At 65.0% G+C, this 24,875-nt stretch carries 16 protein-coding genes and 1 pseudogene; 6 read left to right on the forward strand and 11 right to left on the reverse strand.

Annotated features, from left to right (window positions below):
• The first annotated feature begins 82 nt into the window (after positions 1–82).
• Positions 83–931, forward strand: a complete 849-nt coding sequence (locus G6N27_RS09705; RefSeq protein ID WP_163776143.1) for a universal stress protein — start codon at positions 83–85, stop codon at positions 929–931.
• A 12-nt stretch (positions 932–943) separates the two neighbouring features.
• On the opposite strand, the gene G6N27_RS09710 is transcribed toward G6N27_RS09705, so the two are convergent.
• The 7 genes from G6N27_RS09710 to pruA form a co-directional block, all read right to left on the reverse strand.
• Complete coding sequence (locus G6N27_RS09710; protein WP_163776144.1) at positions 944–2,758, reverse strand: AMP-dependent synthetase/ligase; 1,815 nt, start codon at positions 2,756–2,758, stop codon at positions 944–946.
• Positions 2,759–2,770: 12 nt separating this feature from the next.
• Positions 2,771–3,565, reverse strand: coding sequence for a ribosome hibernation promotion factor (locus tag G6N27_RS09715; protein ID WP_163776145.1), 795 nt, complete (start codon positions 3,563–3,565; stop codon positions 2,771–2,773).
• A gap of 33 nt (positions 3,566–3,598) precedes the next feature.
• Entirely contained in the window at positions 3,599–6,394 is a 2,796-nt protein-coding gene (locus G6N27_RS09720; RefSeq protein ID WP_163776146.1) for a cation-translocating P-type ATPase, read from the reverse strand.
• An 81-nt stretch (positions 6,395–6,475) separates the two neighbouring features.
• Entirely contained in the window at positions 6,476–7,456 is a 981-nt protein-coding gene (locus G6N27_RS09725; RefSeq protein ID WP_163776147.1) for an Acg family FMN-binding oxidoreductase, read from the reverse strand.
• A gap of 12 nt (positions 7,457–7,468) precedes the next feature.
• A complete protein-coding gene (locus tag G6N27_RS09730) occupies positions 7,469–8,284 on the reverse strand; it encodes a universal stress protein (protein ID WP_163776148.1) in 816 nt (271 codons plus the stop codon).
• 117 nt (positions 8,285–8,401) lie between these two features.
• Positions 8,402–9,370 carry a proline dehydrogenase family protein gene (locus G6N27_RS09735; protein ID WP_163776149.1) on the reverse strand — a complete coding sequence of 323 codons (969 nt, stop codon included), beginning with the start codon at positions 9,368–9,370 and terminating at the stop codon, positions 8,402–8,404.
• Positions 9,371–11,002, reverse strand: coding sequence for an L-glutamate gamma-semialdehyde dehydrogenase (gene pruA, locus G6N27_RS09740; RefSeq protein WP_163776150.1), 1,632 nt, complete (start codon positions 11,000–11,002; stop codon positions 9,371–9,373).
• Positions 11,003–11,086: 84 nt separating this feature from the next.
• Between pruA and G6N27_RS09745 the strand changes: the two genes are divergently transcribed.
• From G6N27_RS09745 to cysC, 4 genes are all read left to right on the forward strand, one after another.
• Complete coding sequence (locus tag G6N27_RS09745; protein WP_163776151.1) at positions 11,087–12,673, forward strand: PucR family transcriptional regulator; 1,587 nt, start codon at positions 11,087–11,089, stop codon at positions 12,671–12,673.
• A gap of 110 nt (positions 12,674–12,783) precedes the next feature.
• Positions 12,784–13,587 carry a trehalose 2-sulfotransferase gene (stf0, locus tag G6N27_RS09750; RefSeq protein ID WP_163776152.1) on the forward strand — a complete coding sequence of 268 codons (804 nt, stop codon included), beginning with the start codon at positions 12,784–12,786 and terminating at the stop codon, positions 13,585–13,587.
• On the forward strand, positions 13,584–14,504 hold the full coding sequence (cysD, locus tag G6N27_RS09755) for a sulfate adenylyltransferase subunit CysD (RefSeq protein WP_163776153.1): 921 nt from the start codon (positions 13,584–13,586) through the stop codon (positions 14,502–14,504). Before stf0 ends, cysD begins: the two co-directional genes overlap by 4 nt.
• 151 nt (positions 14,505–14,655) lie before the next feature.
• Positions 14,656–16,572: an adenylyl-sulfate kinase gene (gene cysC / locus G6N27_RS09760; protein WP_163776154.1), complete on the forward strand. Its 1,917-nt coding sequence runs from the start codon at positions 14,656–14,658 to the stop codon at positions 16,570–16,572.
• Here cysC and G6N27_RS09765 read toward each other — a convergent pair whose 3' ends face one another.
• Entirely contained in the window at positions 16,573–17,820 is a 1,248-nt protein-coding gene (locus G6N27_RS09765) for an alpha/beta hydrolase fold domain-containing protein (protein WP_170308164.1), read from the reverse strand.
• A 115-nt stretch (positions 17,821–17,935) separates the two neighbouring features.
• Positions 17,936–18,886 (reverse strand): class I SAM-dependent methyltransferase, encoded by a 951-nt coding sequence (locus G6N27_RS09770; protein WP_197746533.1) that lies wholly within the window; start codon positions 18,884–18,886, stop codon positions 17,936–17,938.
• Between the two features lie 66 nt (positions 18,887–18,952).
• Here G6N27_RS09770 and G6N27_RS09775 point away from each other — a divergent pair, with 66 nt between their 5' ends.
• Positions 18,953–20,416, forward strand: coding sequence for a flavin-containing monooxygenase (locus G6N27_RS09775; RefSeq protein WP_163776156.1), 1,464 nt, complete (start codon positions 18,953–18,955; stop codon positions 20,414–20,416).
• Between the two features lie 7 nt (positions 20,417–20,423).
• Here the strand turns inward: G6N27_RS09775 and G6N27_RS09780 are convergent, their stop codons facing one another.
• On the reverse strand, positions 20,424–22,751 hold the full coding sequence (locus tag G6N27_RS09780; RefSeq protein ID WP_163776157.1) for an amino acid permease: 2,328 nt from the start codon (positions 22,749–22,751) through the stop codon (positions 20,424–20,426).
• A 122-nt stretch (positions 22,752–22,873) separates the two neighbouring features.
• Positions 22,874–24,814 (reverse strand): annotated as a pseudogene (locus G6N27_RS09785) (APC family permease); the annotation flags it as partial.
• Positions 24,815–24,875: the final 61 nt, after the last annotated feature.

Genomic DNA, 24,875 nt, shown 5'->3' on the forward strand with positions numbered 1-24,875 from the left:
ACCCACGGCCGAGGACTATTGCCTCCTGATCAGTTGCGACGCAAGCGATAGCGTTCCGATAAGCCCGTACTCAGGAGTACTGATGTTAGAACCGTTTCCGCCGAAGTCAGTCGTCGTTGGTATCGACGGATCGCACGCCGCTCTTCGGGCCGCACTCTGGGCCGTCGACGAGGTAGCCGGCACCGATATCCCGTTGCGGCTGATCTATATTCGAGAGCCCGGCAGCGCTGACGGCTGCGCCGGAGCTCGAGCGGCAATGGAGGCGGCGGAGCAGGCGGTGCACGACGCGTACGACGCGATCAACAAAGCGGGTAAGCCGGTGAAAGTCGAGATGGAGATCATCGAGGGCTACCCGCTGTCGGCGCTGATGCAGGCCTCGGAATCGACTCCGCTGCTGTGTGTCGGCGACACTGGCTCAGGCCAGGCCTCCCCTGCCGGCTTCGGTTCCACGGCAACCGCGTTGATGCGCTCTGCGCATTGCTCGGTGGCCGTCGTCAGAGGCGGCCACAGTGATGCACCGGTCCGGGGCCGGTCGGTGGTCGCCCATGTTGTCGGGTCAGTCGACGACGAACTCGTCCTGGAGCGCGCCTTTGAGGAGGCCCACCGCAGGCATGCTCCGCTGGTCGTGATGACGGCGTGGCGGTCTGAATTCGACAATCTCCAAAACGATCGCGTTCTCAGAGAAGAAGAACGCCTCATGCGCGCCGTGCTCGATCGCTATGCGGCGTTGTGGACTCCGCACTATCCCGACGTGACCGTGGATACCGTGGTCGCATATGGCCCGTTTCTCAACTATCTCACCGACCACGCGGAATCCGCTCAACTGGTCGTCATCGGGGCCACCCAAGGCATTGAGGTGCAACAGCTTTCCAGCCCGACCGCGGACCGCGCGTTGGGGCGCAGCGACTTTGCCGTACTGATCGCTCGCTGACCGCTGGCGTTCCTATACGTAAAGCGAGTCGAGAAGTTCTCTGTTGCGCTCGGCGACGATCGCCCGCTTGACTTTGAGAGACGGGGTGAGTTCGCCACCCTCGACGGTCAGATCACGCTCGAGGAATGCCCACTTCTTGATCGTCTCCCACCTGTTGAGCTCGGCATTGAGCCGACGGACGTGGTCGTCGATGAGATCGCGTACTTCCTGCAGCCTGATCAGATTGTCGTACGACTCGGCGAGGAACCCTTGCTCGGCGGCCCAGCCGGCCGTCAAGTCGGGGTCCAGCGAGATCAACGCGACACAGTAGTTGCGGGCTTCGCCGAACACCAGGAACTGACTGGCGTACGGACACATCGCGATGAACTTCTCTTCGATGGCCTGCGGCACAATGTATTTGCCGCCCGAGGTCTTGAACATGTCCTTGATGCGCCCGGTGACGGACAGGAAACCCTCGGCGTCCAACCGTCCCTCGTCGCCGGTGCGCAGCCAGCCGTCTTCGGTGAAAGCCGTCGCGGTGGCGTCAGGCAGGTGGTGATAACCCGACATGATGTTGGGGCCACGAAGCTGGACTTCGCCGTCTGCGGCGATTCGCACCTCGACTCCGTCGAAGGGCAGACCGACCGTGCCGAGCTTGAAGTGATCCGGCCGATTGATGGAGCTACCGGCCGCGGTTTCGGTGAGTCCATAACCCTCGAGGATGAGCAGACCCGCCGCGTGGAACCACTCCGCGATCTCGCGGTTCAACGCCGCCGAGCCCGACACGAAAAAGCGGATACGCCCACCGAAGACCTTGCGCACCTTGCTGAACACCAAGCGGTCGAACACTTTGTGCCGCAGTCGCATCAGTGGCCCTGGAATGTCACCGGCTCGCCGGCGCCGGTCCATGTCGAGGCCCAACACGAAGGCCCTCTCGAAAAGCTTGGCCTTGATACCGCCCTCCTGCCGAGCGGTGAGAACGATGCGTGCGTGCGCCTTTTCGAAGATCCTGGGCGCAGCGGCCATGAAAGTCGGTTTCACCACCGCCGCGTTCTCGACGATCCTGTCGACCCGGCCGTCCACCGCGCTGACGAAACCGCACGCCAGCTGAGCAGCCAGCAAGACCTTCCCGAAGGAGTGGGCCAACGGCAACCACAACAGTTGCAGGTCGTCCTCGCCGATCACATCAAGAGCAGCAACCGCCTCGCCCTCGTACACCCAGGCCTTATGGTCCAACCGAACGCCCTTGGGCCGGCCCGTCGTCCCGGACGTATAAATGAGCGTCGCCAACCGTTCCGGGGCGATTGCGGCGATGGTGTGGCGCACACACTCTGGATGGTCGGCCAGGTACTTCTCCCCGAGTTCGGCAAGCTCGTCGAGGGTCAGCACCCAGTCTTCGTCGGCCGAACCGTCGAACATCACCACTGTGGTAAGAGCGGGCAGCTCGGCGCGGCGTCCGCTCAGCTTGGCCAATTGCCCGGCGTCTTCGGCGAATACGATCCGGGACTCGGAATCGGCGAGGATGAAGGCGGTATCGGTCGCGTTGGTGTTCGCGTACACAGTCGTGGTGGCCGCCCCGGCGGACATGATCGCCAGATCGGCCACGATCCACTCGTATCTGGTGCTGGACGCGATACCGACCCGCTGCTCTGGCTCGATGCCCAACGCGAGTAGCCCCGCGGCCAGCGACTCCACCCTGGCCGCGGTGTCACGCCAGGTCACCGAGATCCACTCGCCGTCACGCTGGTGTCGAAATGCTTCCTTGTCCGGAGTCGCGTCGACCCGCTCGAACAAAAGAGCAGCGACATTCGTTGCGCCGCGGGCAATGTGAGAAAGGGTGGTAGTCATTGCGATGCTCCGTCAACCGGCAGGTGAAATCAATCCGTAGTGACCGTCGTAGCGGTGGTACAGCACCCCCGCGCGACCTTGATCCATGTCGATGAAGAACAGAAAGGGCAGGCCCAGCAGGGAGAGCCGCTCTTTGGCTCGCGCGATCGTGAGCCGAGGCGCCGGCTGCGGGCTGACGCTCACCGGGAGCTCGTGCGGCGCTAGTTCCCTCGGCAGCGGCATGACCTGCGCCATGCGGTATCCGGCCGAATCTGTTCGGTACAACACGCTGGCCTGACCCGTTCCCTTCTCGGTGAACAGGTGAAAGTCGACGTCCAGCAACTCCATCTCCTGCGCGGCCTCGTCGACCGTGCAGGTGCCCAACGTGAAGGACTTCCGCCGGATGATTCGGCGCTCATCAGACGGCCGAGGGTAGTGGCTCGGTCGGTCCGTGCGCTCGGATTGATGGTGCCACTCGTTCGCATGAGAAGAATTGCCGTGCTTGGCTTCTGCTCGATTGGCAATACGTTCGAGGCGGCGCCACAGGCGTGCCTCGAGTCGATCGATCGCCTCTCGGGCGTTCGCAGCCTGAACCTGAGCTCGGACAGGACGGCCGTTGACGTCGATGTTCGCCTGAGCGATCACCGGGCGCGCCACCGCCGGATCGGCATGCCTGCTCACCCTGACCCTGGCGTGCAGCACCGGCTGATGCGTGAACCGGCTGAGCCCGCCGATCTTCTCCCGCACATAGTCCTCGATACCTGGTGGCTGACCCTGGGTCGTCACATCGATGTCGAAAGCTACCGGTAAACCGTTTCCATATCCCATAATTCAGTTCCTACGCCGCAGTGGATGGGTGCCCTAGGGCCGAAGGTCACCGACGAGCGGTCGAACATCACCTCGCGGATGACGTTTGCTCCAGCGGCGCAGCAGGTATCGGCGAAGTTCGTCGGCACCCCACACGATGAACGGGAACGGCAGCAGTATCAGCAGATCCGATGGCGCCGGCGCCTCGGTACCGAGGAGAGATTGAAACACCGGTAGGTAGACGAACACGGCGGCCAGAGCCAGCTCGGCGGCGATACCGGCGAGCAGATATCGGTTGCTGAACACCCCGACCGACCACAGCGAAGTCCGTTGCGTGCGCACCGCGAAGGCCGTGCCGATCTGGCCGGTGATCATGCCCAGCAGCGTCATTGTGGTCGCCTGCCGATACGCGTGATGCAGCGGACTGCCGACATCGATCGAGGTCCCCGGTCGCCATCCTGCTCTGAGCAACACCCAGAAATAGCCGGCCGCGGCCAGTCCCGCGACCATCAGTCCGAGGAAAATCCACGCGCGCAGCAACATTGGGAGCCGGATGACTCCTTCATCACGGGGTCGAGGAGCGCGTTGCATGATGCCGGGCTCCGCGGGTTCCCGACTCAGTGAGAGCGCCGGAAACGTCTCACTCCCAACGTCAAAAGCAAGGATCTGCATGATGGTCAGAGGCATCGGTATCACGCCACCGCTGAGAGCGAAGAGCAAGAAGGGAACGACTTCCGGTACGGCGTGCGCGAAGATGTAGACGATGAATTTCCGGACATTGTCGTAGATGCGACGGCCGGCCTCGATCGCGGTGACGATCGAGCCGAAGTCGTCGTCGGTGAGAACCATCGTCGCGGCTTCCCGCGCGACATCGGTACCGGAGAGGCCCATCGCAACGCCGATGTCGGCGCGGCGCAACGCCGGAGCGTCGTTCACGCCGTCGCCGGTCATCGCAACGACATGACCATCATGGCGTAGCGCCTCGGCGATGTGCAGTTTGGCTTCCGGTGACGCCCGAGCGAAGATGATCTCCGGGCACGAGCGGATGAGTGTGGCGAGTTGCCTATCTTCGAGTTGCTCGAAGTCCTCGGCGGCAACGACTTTCGGGTGTGGGCCGGTGATGCCGATGCGCTCCGCGGTGGCGGCGGCGGTCAGCGGGTGGTCGCCGGTGATCACGATGATGCGAATACCGGCGGTCTGGCATTTCGCGACGGCCTCGATAACACCTGGCCTCGGCGGATCGAGCATGGCGATCAGTCCGACGAAGCACAGATCCTGTTCGGCGCTGGCCCGCCGGTGCGGTGGCCGCTTTTTCGCCGGTAGCTGTCGCTGCGCGAAGCCGAGCACGCGCAAACCCTGCGCGGCCAGGTCGTCGACCGCTCCGTCGACTTGGCGCCGTTCCAGCGAATCAAGCGGTAGCGGTTGACCGTCGGCGTCGAGGATGTGGCTGCATCGCGTCAGCAGCGCCTCCGGCGCTCCTTTGGTGTGCACCACCGGTGATCCGTCTTCAGACCGGTCGATGGTCGACATCAGCTTCAGCTCAGGATCGAAATGAAATTGCCAGCGCCGGTTGGCTTCTCGTGTTGCTGAATCGGTCTCGGCGCCGAGGATGCGGGCGGCTGTGAGCACCGCGACTTCCGTGGGATCCCCGGTCGCGCCCGCGGCGTCGTCGAGTCGGGCGTTGTTGCAATCGGCCGCGATGCGGCCCAGGGATCCGACCGGGGACGGCCATTGCGGCGCCCCACCGAGCGTGTCACTGCGCTCCGGATCAAGGTCGATCTGGCCGGCGGTGGTCCACACGGCAACGGGTGTCATCCGGTTTTGGGTCAGCGTGCCGGTCTTGTCAGTGCAGATCACATCGGTGGAACCGAGGGTTTCGACCGCCGAGAGGCGTTTCACGAGCGCACCGCGGCCCGCCAGATCCCGCACCGCGACCGCCAACGCGAGGGTGATCACCGGCAGCAATCCCTCGGGCACCATTCCGGCGAGCAGTCCCGCAGCGAAGATCAACGAGTTGATCAGGGTCAGATGCGCTACGAGGGTGGCCACCGGGATGAACGACAATCCCAGCATCACCGAGACGGCGGCGATGAGCCACGCCGCCCGCCTGACCTGTCGCTCCAACGGACTGGGCTCGGATTTGACACGTTCTGACAGCGCTGCGATCCGGCCGATTTCGGTGCCCATCCCGGTGGCAAACGCAAGTCCCCGAGCGTGCCCACCGGTGCAGTTGGTTCCGCTGAATACCAGGTCGTGCGCGGCCAGCAGCGGCACATTGACGTCGACCATCGCCGCCGAGCGCAGCGCAGGTACCGACTCGCCGGTCAGGGCCGACATGTCCACTTCGACGGCGCCGGCCAGCAATCGGATGTCGGCGGCGACGCGGTCGCCTTCCTCGAGGACGACGATGTCGCCGGGCACTATGTGCGAAGCGTCGACTTCGCTGACCGCGCCGTCGCGCTCGACCTTCGCTTTCTGCGGCAAGTACTTGGCCAGTGCCTCCACCGCCCGCTCCGCCTGCAACTCCTGCACGAACGAGAACGCCGCGTTCAGCATGATGATCAGCACCACCGCGGTCGCCACCACGTGCGATCCGACGATCACCAGCAGCCCCGCCGCCAGCCACAGCAGAAGCGCCAGTGGATGAGTCAGTTGACGTATCAATGCCTTCGGCCACTGCGGGCCGGTCCGGCGCCGCAGCTCATTCAGCCCGTATTGCAGCAGGCGCCGTTCCGCCTCACTCGACGACAGGCCCTCGGGGCCGGTGTCCAGATCACGTAACAGCCGCTCAGCCGCCTCCTCCGGGTCGAGCCCGGGCGGTGAAACCCAATCGTGGTGTTGGCTTTGCACGGCGCCATCGTGGCAACGGCCGGGCTGATCGGGTAGAAGCCGACGGACGCAACATCGAGTGACTTTCGGCCCCTATGTCGGTCAACCGAATTCGAGGACCGCCTCTAGCGGTCGCCGGGGCGTGGCCGCGGGCAGGTCTTCGATGGGCGGCGCAATGCCTGCCCGGATCAGCACCTGAGGTTCTCGCTGTTCGTCGATGAGCGTGCGGACGACGTCCCTGCTGTCGTCCAGTTCGATAAGGTGGGTGAGTGGGCACGTCGCCATGCCGGCCATCGTGCATTCGAGCAGCACAGTCGACAATGCCTCGCCGCAGCCCAACACATCAGCCGGAGAGTCGGATTCGGTGGACAGCACCAAGATCTTCGACCGGTCTTCTGCGATCACGGCGCGACGGTCGCCGACACCTCGGGACGGGAACTCACGCGCGACGTCGACCCGATACGACTCCTGACTCGAAGCCAGAGTTTCCGGAGGCATCCCCTCGTAGGCCACGAACGGCGCTGTCCACCATTGGAGTTCAGCCTGGTAAGTCAGATCGTCCTGGCGCAGCAATTCGGTGAGTCGCGAGGCTTCGGTCAGCTCCGCGCGCGCCTCGTCGGGCAACACGTCGAGCGTCGCGGCGGTATCGGCGATGCTGCCGCACAGCACCGGTTCGAACGAAGCCCAGTAGGTCGGATAATCCAGCGGTAGCCGATCGGTCCGCCGTTGCAGAATCGCATCGGCGCGTCGGCGCTGAACGTCGGAAACGACGTCGAGCGGGGTGAATGTGATTGATGCCAGCTGATTCTCGTTGCGCGGGTGGGGAAATCGATCGACGTGCGCCTGCCAGCCGGCTGCCACCATGGCCACACAAAGATGGTGAAGGACCGCGCCGCAACTGATGATCGCCTCGCGCCCTGTGCGATCGGTGTGGTGCACCCGACGGCTCGGGTCGACATAGAGCCGCAACGTCGCGTCCGCGAATACCCACCGCCAGGGTTGGCTGTTGTGCACCGACGGAGCACGGCCTGCCAGCAGCACCGCATTCGCTATGACCTCGCGGGTCGGCGTCGCGTGCGGCATGAAACGTCCTCCCTAGGGTCGTCGGTCCTGGGCGGGGTCGCCCCTGAGAATCAGCAGGGGGCAATCAGTGTCGTAGAGGACGCTCTGAACGGCGGAGTCTGGCTGGCCGAGACCGTCTGCGCCGACCACGAACAGCTTCACCGACTGGGCGTGATCGTTGAGGTAATCGGCGATACTGCCGCGCACCGGTACGGAGTGAAAATCCAGGTCTGGCTCCGGGCCGATGCAGCTGTCCGCAGCGGCATCCGCTGCGGGACCGTCGAAGAGGTGACGCGGTATCAAGATCCGCAGCGGCGCACGACGCAGCCGGGCCTCTCCCATCGCCCGCCGCACCAGCACCCGGTTCTGGGATGACCGGTCAAGACCTACCCCGATCCATCCACCGCCGCCGCGTACGACCTTGTCGTGCCCGCGCAGCAGGGCTACGGGGCAGTGCGCAGATGCACTCAATGCCGAGGCCGTCGAGCCCAATCGTTTCAGGCGGGAATGCCGTGCTGCACCGAGACACATCATCGCCGCCGATCGAGACGCCCGCATCAAGGTAGCGACCGGGTGCTCGTGGACGATCTCGATCTCGATCTTCACCGCCTGCTGCGACGCCTCGACTGCCATGAACGCGCTGCGGACAGCGATCTCGGCGGTCGCGAACCGGTGCGCGAAACTGTCGGCGTCTCTGCGGACGGGCTCGCGTGGATCGATGGCGTACACCAATCGAAGCGGGATATCGCGGGCAATTGCCTCGTCGACACCCCACAGTGCGGCCCCCACGGCGGCCGCGGAGCCGTCGATACCGACCACAACCGACGGCGGCGCCTCGACAGAGTGCATGCCGGCCTCCAGAAGTCGAGAGCGCGACTACCTCGCGTCGAGTCTGACGCTAATCGATTTCGGCGGCGTCGTTGAGGGGCCATTAGTCCCCCAACCCGTCGCCGATGGTCACGGCTGTCAGTGGCCGCGTCGCGCGAGTGCCCGCATGAAGAACGTCAGGTTCGCCGGTCGCTCGGCCAGCCGCCGCATGAAGTACCCGTACCACTGGGTGCCGAACGGCACGTAGACCCGGACTTGGTCACCGTCCACCGCCAGCCTCGACTGCTCGTCGTCGCGCACACCGTAGAGCATCTGATATTCGAAATCACTTGTGCTTCGCCCGTACTCGCGGACCAACGCCGGCACGGCATCGATGACCACCGGATCGTGCGAGGCGACCATCGGATACCCGGCGCCCGCCATCAGCACCGCAAGGCAACTCAGGTACGAGTCGGTGACCGCCGCGTGATCCCGGTACGCGATGGACACGGGTTCGTCGTAGGCGCCTTTACACAGCCGGACCCTGGTCCCGGTTTTCGCGAACTGGGCGCAGTCGCTGAGCGTGCGCCGCAGGTAGGCCTGCAGAACCACACCCAGCCAAGGGAATTCGGTCTGCAGATCGGCCGCGATCGACAACGTGGAGTCGGTGGTGGTGTGGTCCTCGGCGTCGACGGTCACCCAGACACCGACCTGTTCTGCCCGTTCGCAGATGCTGTGTGCGTTCGCGAATGCGATCTTCTCGCCGTCGCGGTCCAGGGCCTGCCCGAGTGCCGACAGCTTCAGCGACACCTCCAGCGGGCGCACCCCGGTGTGGACGGCATCCGGTCGCCGGCCCAGTGCGTCGAGCAGCTCGAGGTAGGCACCTACGGTGGCGTTCGCGCCGCCGACGTCGGTGACGTCTTCACCCAGATAGTCGATGCTGACCATTCGGCGCGAAGTTCGCAGTGCGGCAACGCTGTCCAGCGCTCGATCGAGGGTCGCGCCGGGCACGAACCGGTGCACGACCTTGCGGGTAACGGGCAGGCGTTCGGCGGTGCGACGCAGCCCGTCGGAGCGGCCGGCCGACAGGATCGCCGGCCGCAACGTCTTCGCAAACAGACCGGGCATTTAGTCTCCCGCCATGTGCGGGTAGCGGTGATCGGTCGGCGGGACGAAGTTCTCCTTGATCGAGCGAGCCGATGTCCAGCGCAACAGGTTCTGCGCGGAGCCGGCCTTGTCGTTGGTCCCCGATCCGCGCGAGCCACCGAACGGCTGGCGACCGACCACCGCTCCGGTCGGCTTGTCGTTGACGTAGAAGTTGCCTGCCGTGAACCGCAATCGGTTCTGGGCGGTCTGCACGGCGTCGCGGTCGTCGGCGATCACCGCACCGGTCAACGCATACCGCGATCCGGTGTCGACGACGTCGAGAATCCGGTCGAACTCGTCGTCGGGGTAGACGTGCACCGACAGCAGCGGACCGAAGTATTCGGTCGAGAAGGCCTCGTCGGTCGGGTCGTCGGACAGCAGCACCGTCGGACGCACGAAATAGCCTTCGCTGTCGTCGTATTCGCCGCCGACGGCAATGGTGATTCCGGCCGCGCTTTTCGCACGCTCGATGGCGTCGACGTTCTTGGCGAAGGCCCGCTCGTCGATCAGCGCCCCGCCGAAGTTGGTGAGGTCGGTGACGTCGCCGAACGGCAACTCGGCGGTGGCGGCCAAGAAGTCGTCGCCCATCTGCTGCCACACCGAGTGCGCGATGAACGCCCGCGACGCCGCCGAGCACTTCTGCCCTTGGTAGTCGAAGGCACCACGAATCAAGGCTGTGCGCAACACATCCGGCTGCGCTGAGGCGTGGGCGACCACGAAGTCTTTGCCGCCGGTCTCGCCCACCAACCGTGGGTAGCTGTGGTAATGCTCGATGTTGACGCCGACCTGCTGCCACAGTCGCTGGAACGTCGCCGTCGACCCGGTGAAGTGAATGCCGGCCAGTCGCGGATCAGCCAGCGCCACCTCGGAAACCGCGTAGCCGTCGCCGGTGACCAGGTTGATCACCCCGGGCGGCAGGCCGGCCGCCTCCAGCAGTTGCATGGTCATATACGCCGACAGCGTCTGGGTGATCGACGGCTTCCACACCACGGTGTTGCCCATCAACGCCGGCGCGGTCGGCAGATTCGCGGCGATCGCGGTGAAGTTGAACGGCGTGATCGCGTAGACGAATCCGTCCAGGGGGCGGTAGTCGGTGCGATTCCACTCGCCTCGGGTGCTCATCGGCTGCTGGGCCAGGATCTGTCGGGCGAAAGTGACGTTGAACCGCCAGAAGTCGGCCAGCTCGCAAGGCGCGTCGATCTCGGCCTGGTAGGCCGTCTTGGACTGGCCCAGCATGGTCGCGGCCGCGATCTTCTCCCGCCATGAGCCCGACAGCAGATCGGCAGCGCGCAGGAAGATCGCGGCACGCTCGTCGAAAGGCATTGCCGCCCAGTGCATCCTGGCCGCCATCGCGGCGTCGACGGCGGCGCCGGCATCGGCTGGTTGGGCGTTGGTCAGCGTGCCCAGCGTCGCCGAGTGGCGGTGCGGCTGCACGACGTCGATCCGCTCACCGCCGCCCATCCGGTGCGAGCCGGCGATGACGTGCGGCAGGTCGATCGGGTTCTCCGCAAGATCGACGAGCGCGGTCTGCAGCCGCGCCCGTTCCGGAGAGTTCGGGGCGTAGTCATGGATCGGTTCGTTGACGGGTGGTGGAACCTCGGTGATCGCGTCCATGTGCTCAAGGATCCCAGTGACACAGATGCACAAGCTTGGCTGATCGGACAACGAATTGCAGTCTTGCTAGTAAAATCGGACAAGATGATGTCGGCCGGGATCGGACTTGGTCAGCTGCTGTTGGCCCTGGATACCACGGTGGCGAGCCTCGTCGAGGCGCCCCGCGGTCTGGATCTGACGGTGGCTTCTGCCGCGCTGATCGACTCCGACGATGTCCGGCTCGGCCTGGCCAGCGGCGCCGACTCCGCGGATGTCTTCTTCCTGGTCGGCGTCTCCGACGACGAGGCGCAGCGCTGGATCGACACCGGCCCGGTGGGACGCGCTCCGGTGGCCGTCTTCGCCAAGAATCCGACCGACGTGCTGGTGGCCCGGGCCGCCGCGGCGGGCACGGCGGTGGTGGCCGTGGAACCGCAGGCCCGCTGGGAGCGGATCTATCGGCTGGTCGATCACGTCCTCGCGCACCACGGCGACCGGGCCGACCCACAGCACGACTCCGGCACCGACTTGTTCGGCCTGGCGCAGTCGCTGGCCGACCGGGTCCACGGCATGGTCAGCATCGAGGACGCGCAGTCGCACGTCCTGGCGTATTCGGCGTCTAACGACGAGGCCGACGAGTTGCGGCGGCTGTCGATCCTGGGCCGCGCCGGGCCGCCCGAGCACCTGAAGTGGATCGGCCAATGGGGCATCTTCGACGCGCTGCGCGCCGGTGGCGACGTGGTCCGGGTCGCCGAGCGGCCCGAACTGGGCCTGCGACCGCGCCTCGCGGTCGGTGTTCACCAACCCAGCGTCGACGCCCGCCGGACACCGGCCTTCGCCGGCACCATCTGGGTGCAGCAGGGCTCCCGTCCGCTGGCAGACGACGCCGAGGAGGTGATGCGGGGAGCGGCGGTATTGGCAGCACGCATCATGGCCCGGCTGACGGCGAGGCCGTCGACGCACGCGTTACGCGCCCAGCAGCTGCTGGGCCTGGTCGACGGCGGGCCGGTCGACGTCGATGCGATCAGCCGGGAGCTGGGCATCGTCAGCGACGGCAACGCCGCCCTGATCGCCTTTCACAGTCCCAGCCCTCATGATCGGTTGGCCGATGTTCTCGCGTTGAGCGCCAATGCTTTTCGCGCTGATGCCCAGGTTGGTTCGCGCGGCTCGCGGGTGTATGTGCTGCTGCCCGACACGACAAAGCGCTCGTCATTGCAGTCCTGGATTCGTGGCACGATCAGCGCATTGCACAGCGAGCTGGGACTGCGACTGCGGGCGGTGGTCGCGGCTCCGCTGCCCGGTCTGGCGGGCTTGCCCGGGGTGCGCGCAGAGGTCGACCGCGTGCTGGATAGCGCTGAGCGCCATCCAGATTCGTTCACCTCTGTGACGTCGCTGACCGAGGCGCATACCACAGTTCTGCTCGACGAGATCATGACGATGGTCGGCGCCAACCCGCGACTCGTCGATCCACGAGTTCGCGAATTGCAGGCCCACGACCCGGCGTTGACGCAGACGCTGCGGGTGTATCTCGACGGTTTCGGTGATGTCGCCGCCGCGGCGGAGCGGTTGCATGTCCACCCCAACACCGTGCGCTACCGGATTCGCCGCATCGAGACGCTGCTGGCGACGTCGCTGGCCGATCCCGACGCTCGGCTGTTGCTCTCACTCGGATTGCGCGTAGTTGATCAGAGCTAGCGTCGAGCAAACATAGCGCGATCACGTGATCTCGCATTGACAATGGTTATCTTCAGCATGAACGTAACTTCAAGCGGCACACCAATTTTCCTTCAGCTAAGCTGCATTGGGTGACAGACCACCCGTCGGCTTACCTGGTGCTGGCCTCTCAGCGGAGCGGCAGCACCCTGCTCGTCGAGTCGCTGCGAGCAACCGGCGTCGCGGGCGAACCGCAAGAGTTTTTCCAGTATCTGCCGTCCACCAGCCAGGCCCCGCAGCCGCGGGAGTGGTTCGCCGATGCCGACGACGAGTCCATTCGCCAGTTGCTCGATCCGTTGGACGCGGGCAAACCGGACCTGGCGCCAGCCGAGATCTGGCGCGACTACATCCGCACCGTCGGACGGACACCCAACGGTGTATGGGGCGGCAAGCTGATGTGGAACCAGACACCGCTGCTGCTGGAGCGGGCCAGTCAACTGCCGAATCGATCCGGCGACGGACTGCTGGCCGCAATTCGCGACGTGGTCGGCCAGGAGCCGTTGCTCATCCACATTCACCGACCCGACGTGGTTTCGCAGGCGGTGTCGTTCTGGCGCGCGGTGCAGACGCGGGTGTGGCGCGGCAGGCCCGACCCCATCCGCGACGCCCGTGCCACTTACCACGCCGGCGCTATCGCACACGTCGTCACGATGCTCCGCGAACAGGAAAAGGGCTGGCAGAACTGGTTCGCCGAGGAAGATGTCAAGCCGTTTGAGGTGCCGTATCCGGTGTTGTGGCGCAACCTGACCGAGGTGGTCGGCACCATCCTCGAGACGTTGGGGCTCGATCCTCAGTTGGCACCGCGGCCGGTGCTGGAGCGCCAGGCGGATAAGCGCTCCGATGAATGGGTAGACCGCTACCGCGAAGACGCCGAGAGGGAAGGGCTCCCGCTATGACCGCTCCGGTGACCGAGGCAAAACGCGTCGACGAACTGCGGCTGCTCGAAGCCGAAGCGGTACACATCATCCGCGAAGTCGTCGCCGAGTTGGAGCGTCCGGTTCTGCTGTTCTCCGCGGGTAAGGACTCCATCGTGTTACTCCGGTTGGCGGAGAAGGCGTTTCGGCCCCTGCCGCTGCCGTTCCCGGTCATGCACGTCGACACCGGCCACAACTTTCCCGAGGTGATCGAGTTCCGCGACCGCCGTGTCACCGGCGAGGGACACAAGTTGATCGTCGCCTCCGTTCAAAAGTCGATCGACAACGGCCGGGTCGCCGACCCCGGCCCGAACGCCTCACGCAACCGGGCGCAGACCCGAACACTGCTCGACGCGCTCGACGCCGGTGAGTTCGACGCGGCGTTCGGTGGCGCCCGCCGTGACGAGGAGCGCGCTCGCGCCAAGGAACGAATCCTGAGCTTCCGCGACGAGTTCGGCCAGTGGGACCCGCGCGCTCAGCGCCCCGAGCCGTGGTCGCTGTACAACGGCCGGATCAAGAAGGGCGAGCAGGTACGGGTGTTCCCGCTGAGCAACTGGACCGAACTCGACGTCTGGCGCTACATCGAGCTGGAAAGCCTTGAGATACCGGCGATTTACTACGCCCACGAACGCGAGGTGTTCGAACGCGACGGCATTCTGCTGGCGGTGTCGGAGTACGCCGCACCGCAGGGCGGTGAATCCGTGGCCACCGAGTGGGTGCGCTACCGCACCGTCGGCGACCTGACCATCACCGGCGCGGTGCGTTCCACGGCCACCGAGATCAGCGGCGTGATCGAAGAAATCTCCGCCGCGACGGTGTCCGAGCGCGGTGAAACCCGTGCCGATGACCGCACCTCGGCCGCAGCGATGGAAGACCGCAAGCGAGAGGGTTACTTCTGATGAGCATGAGCGAAGAAGAACAGAAGGCCTGAGCTGATGAGCATGAGCGAAGAAGAACAGAAGGCCTGAGCTGATGAGCATGAGCGAAGAAGAACAGAAGGCCTGAGCTGATGAGCGTGAGCGAAGAAGAACGAAAGGGGCCTGAGCTGAGATGACCGCGACTGACCAAACCGAGACCGCGACATTTCAGCCCGCCGGTGGCATCACGCGGCAGCTGCTGCGGATCACCACCGCGGGTTCGGTCGACGACGGCAAGAGCACGCTGATCGGGCGGCTGCTGCACGACACCGACAGCCTTGCGCTGGACCACCTGGAAGCCGTTACCGACGAAGAGGGCGTCGCCGATCTGGCCGCGCTGTCAGACGGTCTGCGCGCCGAACGCGAGCAGGGCATCACCATCGACGTGGCGTACCGGTTTTTCTCCACCGCCACGCGCAGTTACATCCTGGCCGACACACCCGGCCACGAGCGCTACACCCGCAACATGTTCACCGGCGCGTCCAACGCCCACGTCGCGATCCTGTTGGTCGACGCGCGCGCAGGAGTGCTGCGCCAGACCCGCCGACATGCCCGCATCGCAAAGTTGTTGGGCATAAAGCACTTTGTCGCGACCGTGAACAAAATCGACCTGGTCGACTTCGACCAGGGTCGGTTCGACGAAGTGGAAGCCGAGCTGCATCAGCTGAGCAACCGCCTCGGCGGCCTGGACATCGCCGTGATTCCGATCGCCGCCAAGCTCGGCGACAACGTGGTGCACCGCTCCGACAACACCACGTGGTACGACGGACCGACGCTGCTGGAGTACCTGGAAGACGTCGAATTGGCCGCGCCGCAGGCCGAACCGGCCCGGTTGCGGTTGCCGATCCAATGGGTCTCGCGGCCGACGGACGACCAACGCCGCCGCTACACCGGGCGACTCGCCGCCGGAACGCTGAGCGTCGGCGACCCGGTCATCTCACTGCCCGCCGGAACCGAATCTACGGTGACCGCGCTGGACACCCTGGACGACGAGCGCACGACAGGTGTAGCGCCGCTGTCGGTTTCGGTCGAGCTTGCCGACGATATCGACGTCGGCCGGGGCGACGTGCTGGTCAGCGGCGCCGACGACGCGGTGCTGCCGGTGCTGGCCCGCGAGATCGACGCGAACGTCTGCTGGTTCGTCGACTCGCCGTTGCGGGCCGGTGATCGACTGGCTCTTAAACAGACCACCACGACCGTCCGGGCCACCGTGCAGGAGCTGCACTCGCGGCTCGATCCCGAGACGCTCGACGAGCTCGACGGCCCGGTTGAGTTGACGCTCAATGACATCGGCACCGTCACGCTGCGGACCAGCTCGGTCGTCATCGCCGACAGCTACGCCGACAACCGTGACAGCGGCGCGTTCATCCTGATCGACGAAGTCACCAACGACACCATTGGCGCGGGCACCATCATCGAGGCCCGCGAAGTCAAGCCGGGCACCCATTCGCGCAGCGACATCCGCTGGCATCCGTCGGCGCTGGACCGCAAACACCGCTGGCAGGCCACCGGACAAGCCGGCGCGACCATCTGGTTCACCGGACTCCCGGCGTCCGGTAAGTCGACCATCGCGGTGGCCGTCGAGCGGGCGCTCGTCGAATCCGGTCGGGTCGCTTATCTGCTCGACGGCGACAACCTGCGGCACGGCCTGTCCGACGATCTCGGCTTCTCCCCCGGCGACCGGACCGAAAACATCAGGCGGGTAGGCCATTTGACGCGACTGCTGGCCGACGCCGGTGTGGTGGCCCTGGCTTCGCTGGTGTCGCCGTTGAAGTCGGATCGGGAGACCGCCCGCGCGCTCAGCGACGCGGCGAAGTTGCCCTTCATCGAAGTCCACGTCGCGACCTCACTACAAGAGTGCGAAAAGCGAGACCCCAAAGGCCTGTACGCGCGTGCACGCAAAGGCGAGCTCAAGGGACTGACCGGTGTCGACGCACCCTACGAGCCGCCCGAGAACGCCGATCTGGTGCTGGACACCGCCGGCGCCGACACCGAGGATCTCGCCGCGAAGGTCATTGCGCTGCTCGATGAGCGCAGTCCGCGACCGTAGTCAGCCGACGGGACGCCTGGCGTAGATCTCGGCGAGGAACTCCTCGACGGCGAGTGCCGCATGCCTGGCGCGCACCGACCCGAAGATATCGAATGCGTGTTGCGCGAATGGCAATTCGGCGTAAGCGACCGGTTGACGGCTGACTTCGCGCAGTCGCTTGGTGAACGTCCGAGCCTGCTCCACGGGGATCAACGAGTCATTGCGGCCGTGCAGCACGAAAAACGGTGGGGCGTCGGGATTCACATAAGTGAGCGGTGAGGCGACGCGGAACGCGTCGGCGATCTCGGCGCGCGTCCGTTTGAACACGTACTTGCCCAGCATCGGCGCCATCAACGGGTGGATCGCGCTGTCCTCGCCGTTGAAGTCGTACAGGCCGTAGAACGGAACTGCGGCCCGCACCGTGGTGTCGGCATCCTCGAAGTCGGGCTGGAACTGCGGATCATTCGGGGTGAGAGCGGCCAACGACGACAGGTGGCCGCCGGCCGAGCCGCCGGTGATCGCGACCCAGTCCGGGTCGCCGCCGTATTCGGCGATGTTCTCCTTGGTCCAGGCCAGCGCGCGCTTGACGTCGATGATGTGGTCGGGCCAGGTGGAGCGCGGGCTGAGTCGGTAGTTGATCGCGACGCACACCCAGCCCAACTCGGCCAGATGGCTCATCAACGGATAGGCCTGCTGCCGTTTGCTTCCCACCATCCAGGCGCCACCGGGAACCTGCACCAGCACCGGCGCCCGCCCGCCGCGGTCGAGGTCACGACGTCGCCAGATGTCGAGGTGGTTGCGGGAGCCGTGCTCGCCGTAGCTGATGTCGGTGTGGTGCGCGTAGTCGCCGTAGATCCGCGCCATGCGGATCACGCCCGGCGATTTGGCGGTGCCCGCGCCGGCCGGTCGCTTCCACAGATCGACCGACTCGGTGCGGCGATCGGGACCCAACCCGGCGTCGAGTGCGGACTTGAGCGGCTGGCCGGCCTGCGCGCCGATGCGGTGCAGACCGAACAGGCCCAACCAGGACAGCGCGGACACCAGCCAGCTGAACCACCGCAGCCGCGGCGAGAGCGTTCGGGTGAGGGCGGCCAGCACGCCGAACTGCGCAGCGATCAGTTGCAGCGGCAACTCGGTCGCAAACACCCCGAAGCTGAAGGCGTAGATCGACAGGTAGCCGCGCTTGCTCAGCGGCTGATAGCCGTTGGCGGTCACCGCGAGTCCGGCCAGCGAGGCCAGCGCGGCGGTCAGTTTCTTCACGGCAACCACTTAACCACAGCGATTTCGTGGGCCCCGGTCGCCACAATTTGGACATGTGTTCAAGTAGTCGTGACGAAATCGTCGAAGTGTTCGACGCGATCCAGGCTTGTCAACGTTCACGATCTCATGCCGGCTCCGCCAGAATTTCCATGCAACAACGATACCGCTCGCTAACAGAGTAATGAAATGGCCTGAATCCACTCGTTCGTAATTCAGCATATATCTTTTCCCGCGTGAAGTTGTGATAATGCTCAATCTCGTACCAGTATGGATTTTGATTGGTCGCATTCAAGAAGGCCCACAGTGGCGCACCAGCGTTCGGCATGGAAATGAGCAACGTCCCAGGGTCGTTTATGAGTCTCCTCGCGCAGCGCAGAATATCGCGGGGAAACGGTTCATGTTCCACAACATCGGCCATGCTGATAACCGTCGGTTTCGATTTGAACACATCGTTTTCCATCGCGGATTGCAGCGTGCCGTGATATGCGAGAATCCCGAGGTCACGGATATCCTCGACATTCTTTTTCCGCAAATCGACGCCAAACACATCAAAGCCGAATTCACTGGCGGTCATCAGCAGCGATCCGTTTCCGAATCCAACATCAAGCCATAGCCTATCGTTTGGTGGTCCGAGTGTGTCGATCACTCGCTCTACCAGCTTCGCAGAAATATGCCGCTGCAACTCTATTTCGGCGCCCACCACTTGATGGTGTTGTGTATTCTCGAACAGCACATCTAATGCCTGGTCAGTAAAATATCCCTCAGTGAATACATGTTCACATTGCCCGCAACATACCCAGGACATGAACGGCTCCAATGGCTCCCGCCACATCGCGTGACCGCTGCAATTCACGGTCGCTACCGGACGGATATCAGCCGAGTCGCACAGCGGACATGAACGGTACAAAATCCTTTCATTTTCCAATTTCGATCGTCTTTCCTTTCGAGCGGGTTCGATGACTGACACTTGCACACCAACGACCGTGACTGCACGGCACCCGCATGCGACGTTCCCGGTCATCTCACCGAAGTCCACCACATCAACACCTGCCGTCACCCCGAGAAACTGCTGCACGACCACGAGAACGGCGACGGACTCTCACCCTTGCCGTCAGTGTTACGCCCCGCATAAGGTCCGCATATGACCGCGACGGCGGGTCGGCGGGACCCACGGATCGTCATCGTCGGCGCCGGCATGGCCGGAATCGCCGTTGCTCATGTCCTGAAGCAAAACGGGTTCGGCGACTTCACCATCCTGGAGAAGGGTTCCGACGTCGGCGGTGTCTGGCACTGGAACCGCTACCCCGGCCTGCGCTGCGACGTACCGTCCTACGGTTACCAGTTCGCGTTCGCGCCCAAACCCGACTGGAGCCACATCTGGGCGACCGGTGACGAAATCCAGCGGTACCATCACGACCTCGTCGACGCACTGCAGCTGCGATCGCATCTGCGACTGAACTGCGAGGTCACTGCGGCGGAGTTCACCGGAAGCCGCTGGCGGATAACGACCGCCGACGGCGACGAAATCGACGCCGACTTCGTCGTCACAGCCACCGGGGTCCTGCATCACCCCGCTATCCCGGACATTCCCGGACTGGACTCGTTCTCCGGACCCGTCGTGCACACCGCCCGCTGGACCGGCATCGAAACCAGCGGCAAGCGCGTCGGGGTGATCGGCACCGGATCGACTGGAGTGCAGGTCTTTTCAGCGCTACAACCCGACGCATCGCACATCACCCACTTCGCCCGCACACCACAGTGGGTGATGTGGATGCCGATGAGACTGCGACAGCCGCGCATCGTCGGACGGCTGCTCCGCCGGTTACCGAGGCAGGACAAGACGGTACGGCTCTCGCAGCGGGTGGGCTCCGACTACCTGGTCGACTTGGTCATCCGGCCGACATGGCGCCGCCGGGCAGCCCAGCGCTACGGCTGGATGTGTTTGCGGGCACTGGTGCGGGACAAGGATCTTCGCGCCAAGCTGACACCGGACTATCAGCCGTTCTGCAAGCGGCAGGTGCTGTCCGGGGACTACTACCGCCGAATCTCGCGGCCCAATGCCAGCTTCGTCAACGAGCCCATCGCCGAGATCACCGCGACCGGGTTGCGCACCACCGACGGCATCCACCACGACCTCGACGCGATCGTGCTGGCCACCGGATTCCAGGCGCACAACTACATGCGCCCGATGCTGGTGCGCGGCCGGGACGGTGTCTCCATCAACGATGCCTGGGCCAAGGGTCCACGGGCCTGGGGCATGACCGCAATCCCTGGATTTCCCAACCTCTTCATGGTGCTCGGCCCTAACTCGCCCACCGGGTCCATCTCACTGCAGCATGTCGCCGAACTGACCGCGAGGTATATCACGGCCTGGCTGAACCGCTTTCGTGACGGCGACATCAGCACCGTCGAAGTCACCGAAGAAGCCACCAGTCGTTTCGCCGATGACGTCGCCGAGGCGATGGTCCCGACGGTATGGAACACCGGCTGCAACTCCTGGTATTTCGCCGACGACAGCCACATCGACCTGTGGCCGTTCGACCGAAAGCGGTTGAACCGCATGCTGAGTCAGCCCAGCGACGACGACTACATCCTCACCCGCTGAGGACGCGTCACGGCTCCTGCGGCACTTCGATCACCTGATAGGTCGGATCGAGCATCGCCGGGTCCTGGTTGCCGCTCTGCTGCACCTTGCCGGTGATCCGCAGCACCTGCCCGGGCTGAATGTCCGCGCCGCTGCCGTCAGGCCGGAAAGTGACGTTGATTTCGCCGCTGTCGTCGCCGATCACGATCGAGCGGAACGTCTTTCGATCCTTGGTGACGTCTTCGACCTGGTTGACCCGCCCTTCGATGGTGGCACGACGTCCGGGGATCACGCTGTCCACCGAGATCACCGCCGCGGGCCGCTGCGGGTGCTCGTACTCCTCGACTTCCTCGCCGTCGTGACGCAGGATTCGGGTCTCGATCTTGTCCAGTTCCCGCGCGATCCGCTGTTCGAAAGTATCCGGGAACGCTTCGCGGATCCGGGACTGCACGTCGTACGGCACGATCGTGGCGGCCGCGTCCGGAACCCGGCTGACCGCCTTGGCGATCTTGTCCGCGGACCGGTCGTGCAGCAGCCGGCCCAACAGCGGCGCATACGTCCGGCGTGGCAGCAGCACCGTCACGTTGGTGTGCTCATGGTCGGCCCGAGCCTTGCAGACCAGCTGCTGCGCGGCGCGGTTGATCTGCCGGTCCGGGCAGTCCACCACCCGCAGGCTGGTGTCGAGATCGAATTCGTCCCAACGCTTTCGGAGGTGCTTGGCATGCGTCGCGTCGACCATGAAATGCACCGCGACCAGTTCGTCGGCGCGCAGTCCCTTGCCGTACCGCAGTGCCTCGAGCACGGCCAGGTCCAGTGAGTTGACCAGCACGAACACCTGATGCCGCGCGTATTTCACCAACTCCGGCCGGTCGGTGCGGAACGCCTGCAGGATCGCCGACTCGGCCCGGTACTCGCGGTTGAGCCGGATCAGGCCGAAGACCAGGATCGGGAAGACGACGACGACCAGCCAAGCCCCCTCGGTGAACTTCGCCACCGCGAAGATCCCCACCACGATCGTCGACAACACGGCCGCGGTGAAGTTGATCGCCAACCGGTGTCGCCAACCCGGTTCGCGTTCGGTCAGGTGGTGTTTGCTCATGCCGTAGCCGGCCATCGAGAAACCGGTGAACACCCCGATCGCGTAGAACGGCACCAGGGCGTTGACCGACCCGCCGGTGAACACCAGCAGCGCCACCGACAACGCCGCGAGCGTGATGATGCCGTTGGAGAACACCAGCCGGTAGCCCCGCTGCATCAGTTGGCGCGGCAGAAAACGGTCCTCCGCAACGAAACTCGCGAGCGCGGGAAACCCGTTGAAGCTGGTATTGGCGCCGGTGTACAGGATGGCCGCCGTCGACACCTGCACCAGAACGTACATGGTGTTGCCGAGGAACCCGCTGCCGAAAACCGTGCGGGCGACCTGCGACAGCACCGACGGGTACTCGCTGAGGAAGGGCGCCGCGTGCGTGGCATAGGTGAGATAGCCGACGCCGGCCAGCAGGAACCCCAGGATGCAGGCCATGGCGGTCAGCACCCGCCGCGCGTTGACGCTCTGCGGCTTACGGAAGACCTGGACGGTGTTGGAGATCGCTTCCACGCCGGTCAGCGACGAACCGCCGTTGGCGAACGCCCGAAGCAGCACCAGGATCGTCGCACCCATCACCAGACCGTTGCCCTGCTGGACTGGCACCGCTCCGGCCACGTGGCCGGGGTCGTATTGCGGTAGGCCCCAGAAGATGTGGCGGATGACGCCGGTGACGATCATCGCCCCGATCATCACCACGAAGGCGTACGTCGCGATCGCGAAGGGCAGGCCGGCTTCGCGCAGTCCACGCAGATTCGCATAGCAGATCAGGATCACCACGCCGACGGTGATTTCCAGGCTGTAAGGACCCAGCGCGGGCACGGCGGAGGCCACCGCGACGGTGCCGGCCGCCGACTGGACCGCAACCGTCACCACGTAGTCGATCAGTAGCGCGGCAGCGGCAACCTGCGCCACCCGCGGCCCGAAGTTCTCCCGCGCGACGATGTAGGAGCCGCCGGCCCTGGTGTAGGCCATCACCACCTGCCGGTAGGACGCGGCCACCAGCACCAGGATCAGCAGGATGACACCCATGATGGGCAGTAAGAGAACGAATGCGGCCAGGCCGGCATGCGGAAGCAACTCGGTGAGGATCTGCTCGGGTCCATAAGCGGTCGACGAGATCGCATCGGGCGAAAGCGCACCCAGCGCAACGGGATTCGAGAGATTCTCGGAGGCCAGCTCCTCGGTGATCAGCGGCTTTCCGAGGAAGACACGCTTGCACAAGTCCGGGAAGGACAGCGGTATGTCTTGCTCTTCGGCTTCTGCTGTCACGACCACCCCATCCGAGATTCAGCGTCCACGGAAGTCTAGGACGCGTCCAGCAACCGCCGTCAGGGTTCGACGGCTTCGCTAGACCTCGGGCGAGATTATGCCTGCCCCGCGGTGGCCAGGGCGTCGGGGTCGACGCGCGCGATTCGGGACTCGACGTCGTAGGGCACGATGATCGCGGTGGCGCCCGGGATCCGGCTGACGGCACGCGCCATCTTGTCGGCGGTGCGGTCGTGCAGCAGCCGGCCCAACATTGCCGAGTACGTCCGGCGCGGCAACAGAACGGTGACCTTGGTGTCCGGGTGGTCTCGCTTCACCTGCAGCACCAATTCCTGCGCGGACCGACTCAGGTGCCGATCCGGGCAATCGATCACCCGCAACGGGGTGTCGTGCTCGAAGTGCTGCCAACGCTCCTGCAGCTTGGCGGAATGATCGGCGTCGACCACGAAGTGAACCGCGGTCAACTCGTCGGCGTGCAGGCCCTTGCCGTAGCGCAGCGCCTCGACCTCGGCCAGGTCGACCGAGTCCACGAACACGAACACCCGAAGCCGCGCGTATCTGGCCAATTCCGGTCGCTCGGTGCGCGACATCTCCAGGACGGACGCCTCGGCACGGTACTGCTTGTTCAACCGGATCAAGCCGTACACCAGGATCGGGAACACAAGGACGACCAGCCAGGCACCTTCGGTGAACTTGGCCACCACGAAGATGCCGACGACGATCGTCGACATCAGCCCTGTCGAGAAGTTGACCACCACTTTGCGGCGCCAGCCGTGCTCGCGCCGGGTGTAGTGGTGCTTGGCCATCCCGAAGCCAGCCATCGCGAACGCGGTGAACACACCGATGGCGAAGAACGGCACCAGCGCACTGAGCTTGGCGCGAGTCACCAACAGCAGCGCGACAGCCAGCGCGGTCAACGTGATGATTCCGTTGGAGAACACCAGTCGGTGACCACGTTTGGTGAGCGGCCGCGGCAGGAAGCGGTCCTCCGCGACGAAGCTCGCCAGTGCCGGGAACCCGTTGAATCCGGTGTTGGCACCGGCGAAAAGGATTGCCGCACTGGAGGCCTGGACCAGGGCGTACAGGATGTTGCCGATCACACCGGTGCCGAACACCGCGCGGGTGATCTCCGAGAGCATCGACGGGTACTCGTCCAGGTACGGCGTCGAGTGGGTGACGTGGGCGAGCCAGGCAACGCCGGCCAGCAATACCCCCAGGACGCACGCCATCAGCGTCAGTACCCGCCGGGCGTTGACGCCTTGCGGTTCACGAAACACGTTGACGGTGTTGGAAATCGCCTCGACACCCGTCAGTGACGTACCGCCGTTGGCGAACGCGCGCAGCACCACCAGGACGGTGGCACCCATCACCCACCCGTTGCCCTGGTGGACTGGCACGGCCCCGTCGATATGCGTCGGATCGTATTGCGGCAGACCCCCGAAGGCCTCGCGGATCAGGCCGGTCACAATCGTCAGCAGAATCATGCCGACGAACCAGTATGTCGCGACTGCGAAGATGCGGCCCGACCGGCGCAGCCCGCGGAGGTTGGCGATGCAGATCAGCACCAGCACGGTGATCGTGAGTTCCACGTGGTAAGGCCGCAACTGAGGGATCGCCGACACCACCGCCACGGTCCCGGCTGCGGGCTGCACCGCGGCGGTCACCACGTAGTCGATCAGCAACGCCGCGGCGGCGATCTGCGCTATCCGGGGCCCGAAGTTGTCGCGCGCCACCATGTAGGCCCCACCGGTCCTGGCGTAGGTCATCACAACCCCGCGATAGGACGCGGAGACCAGCAACAGAATAAAGAGGACGACGCCCATGATCGGCAACAGCAGGGTGAACGCGGCCATCCCTGCGCGCGGCAGCAATTCGATCATGACCTGTTCGGGGCCGAACGCCGTCGACGAGATCGCGTCGGGCGAAAGCGCACCGAGCGCAACCGGGTTCGACAATCGCTCCGATTCGAGTTGCTCGCTGGTCAGCGGCTTGCCGAGAAAGACCCGCTTCCAGCCGTCGACGAATGACGGAGGCAGGCTTGTGCTGCGCTCAGGTGCGGTTACCACGTGGTCACTTTCCTCCGGAATCAACGACTTGCGGAGTCAGGTCTTCTCTGTGGACCTGCTC

The organism is Mycobacterium cookii (genome assembly GCF_010727945.1).
GTDB classification, from domain to species: domain Bacteria; phylum Actinomycetota; class Actinomycetes; order Mycobacteriales; family Mycobacteriaceae; genus Mycobacterium; species Mycobacterium cookii.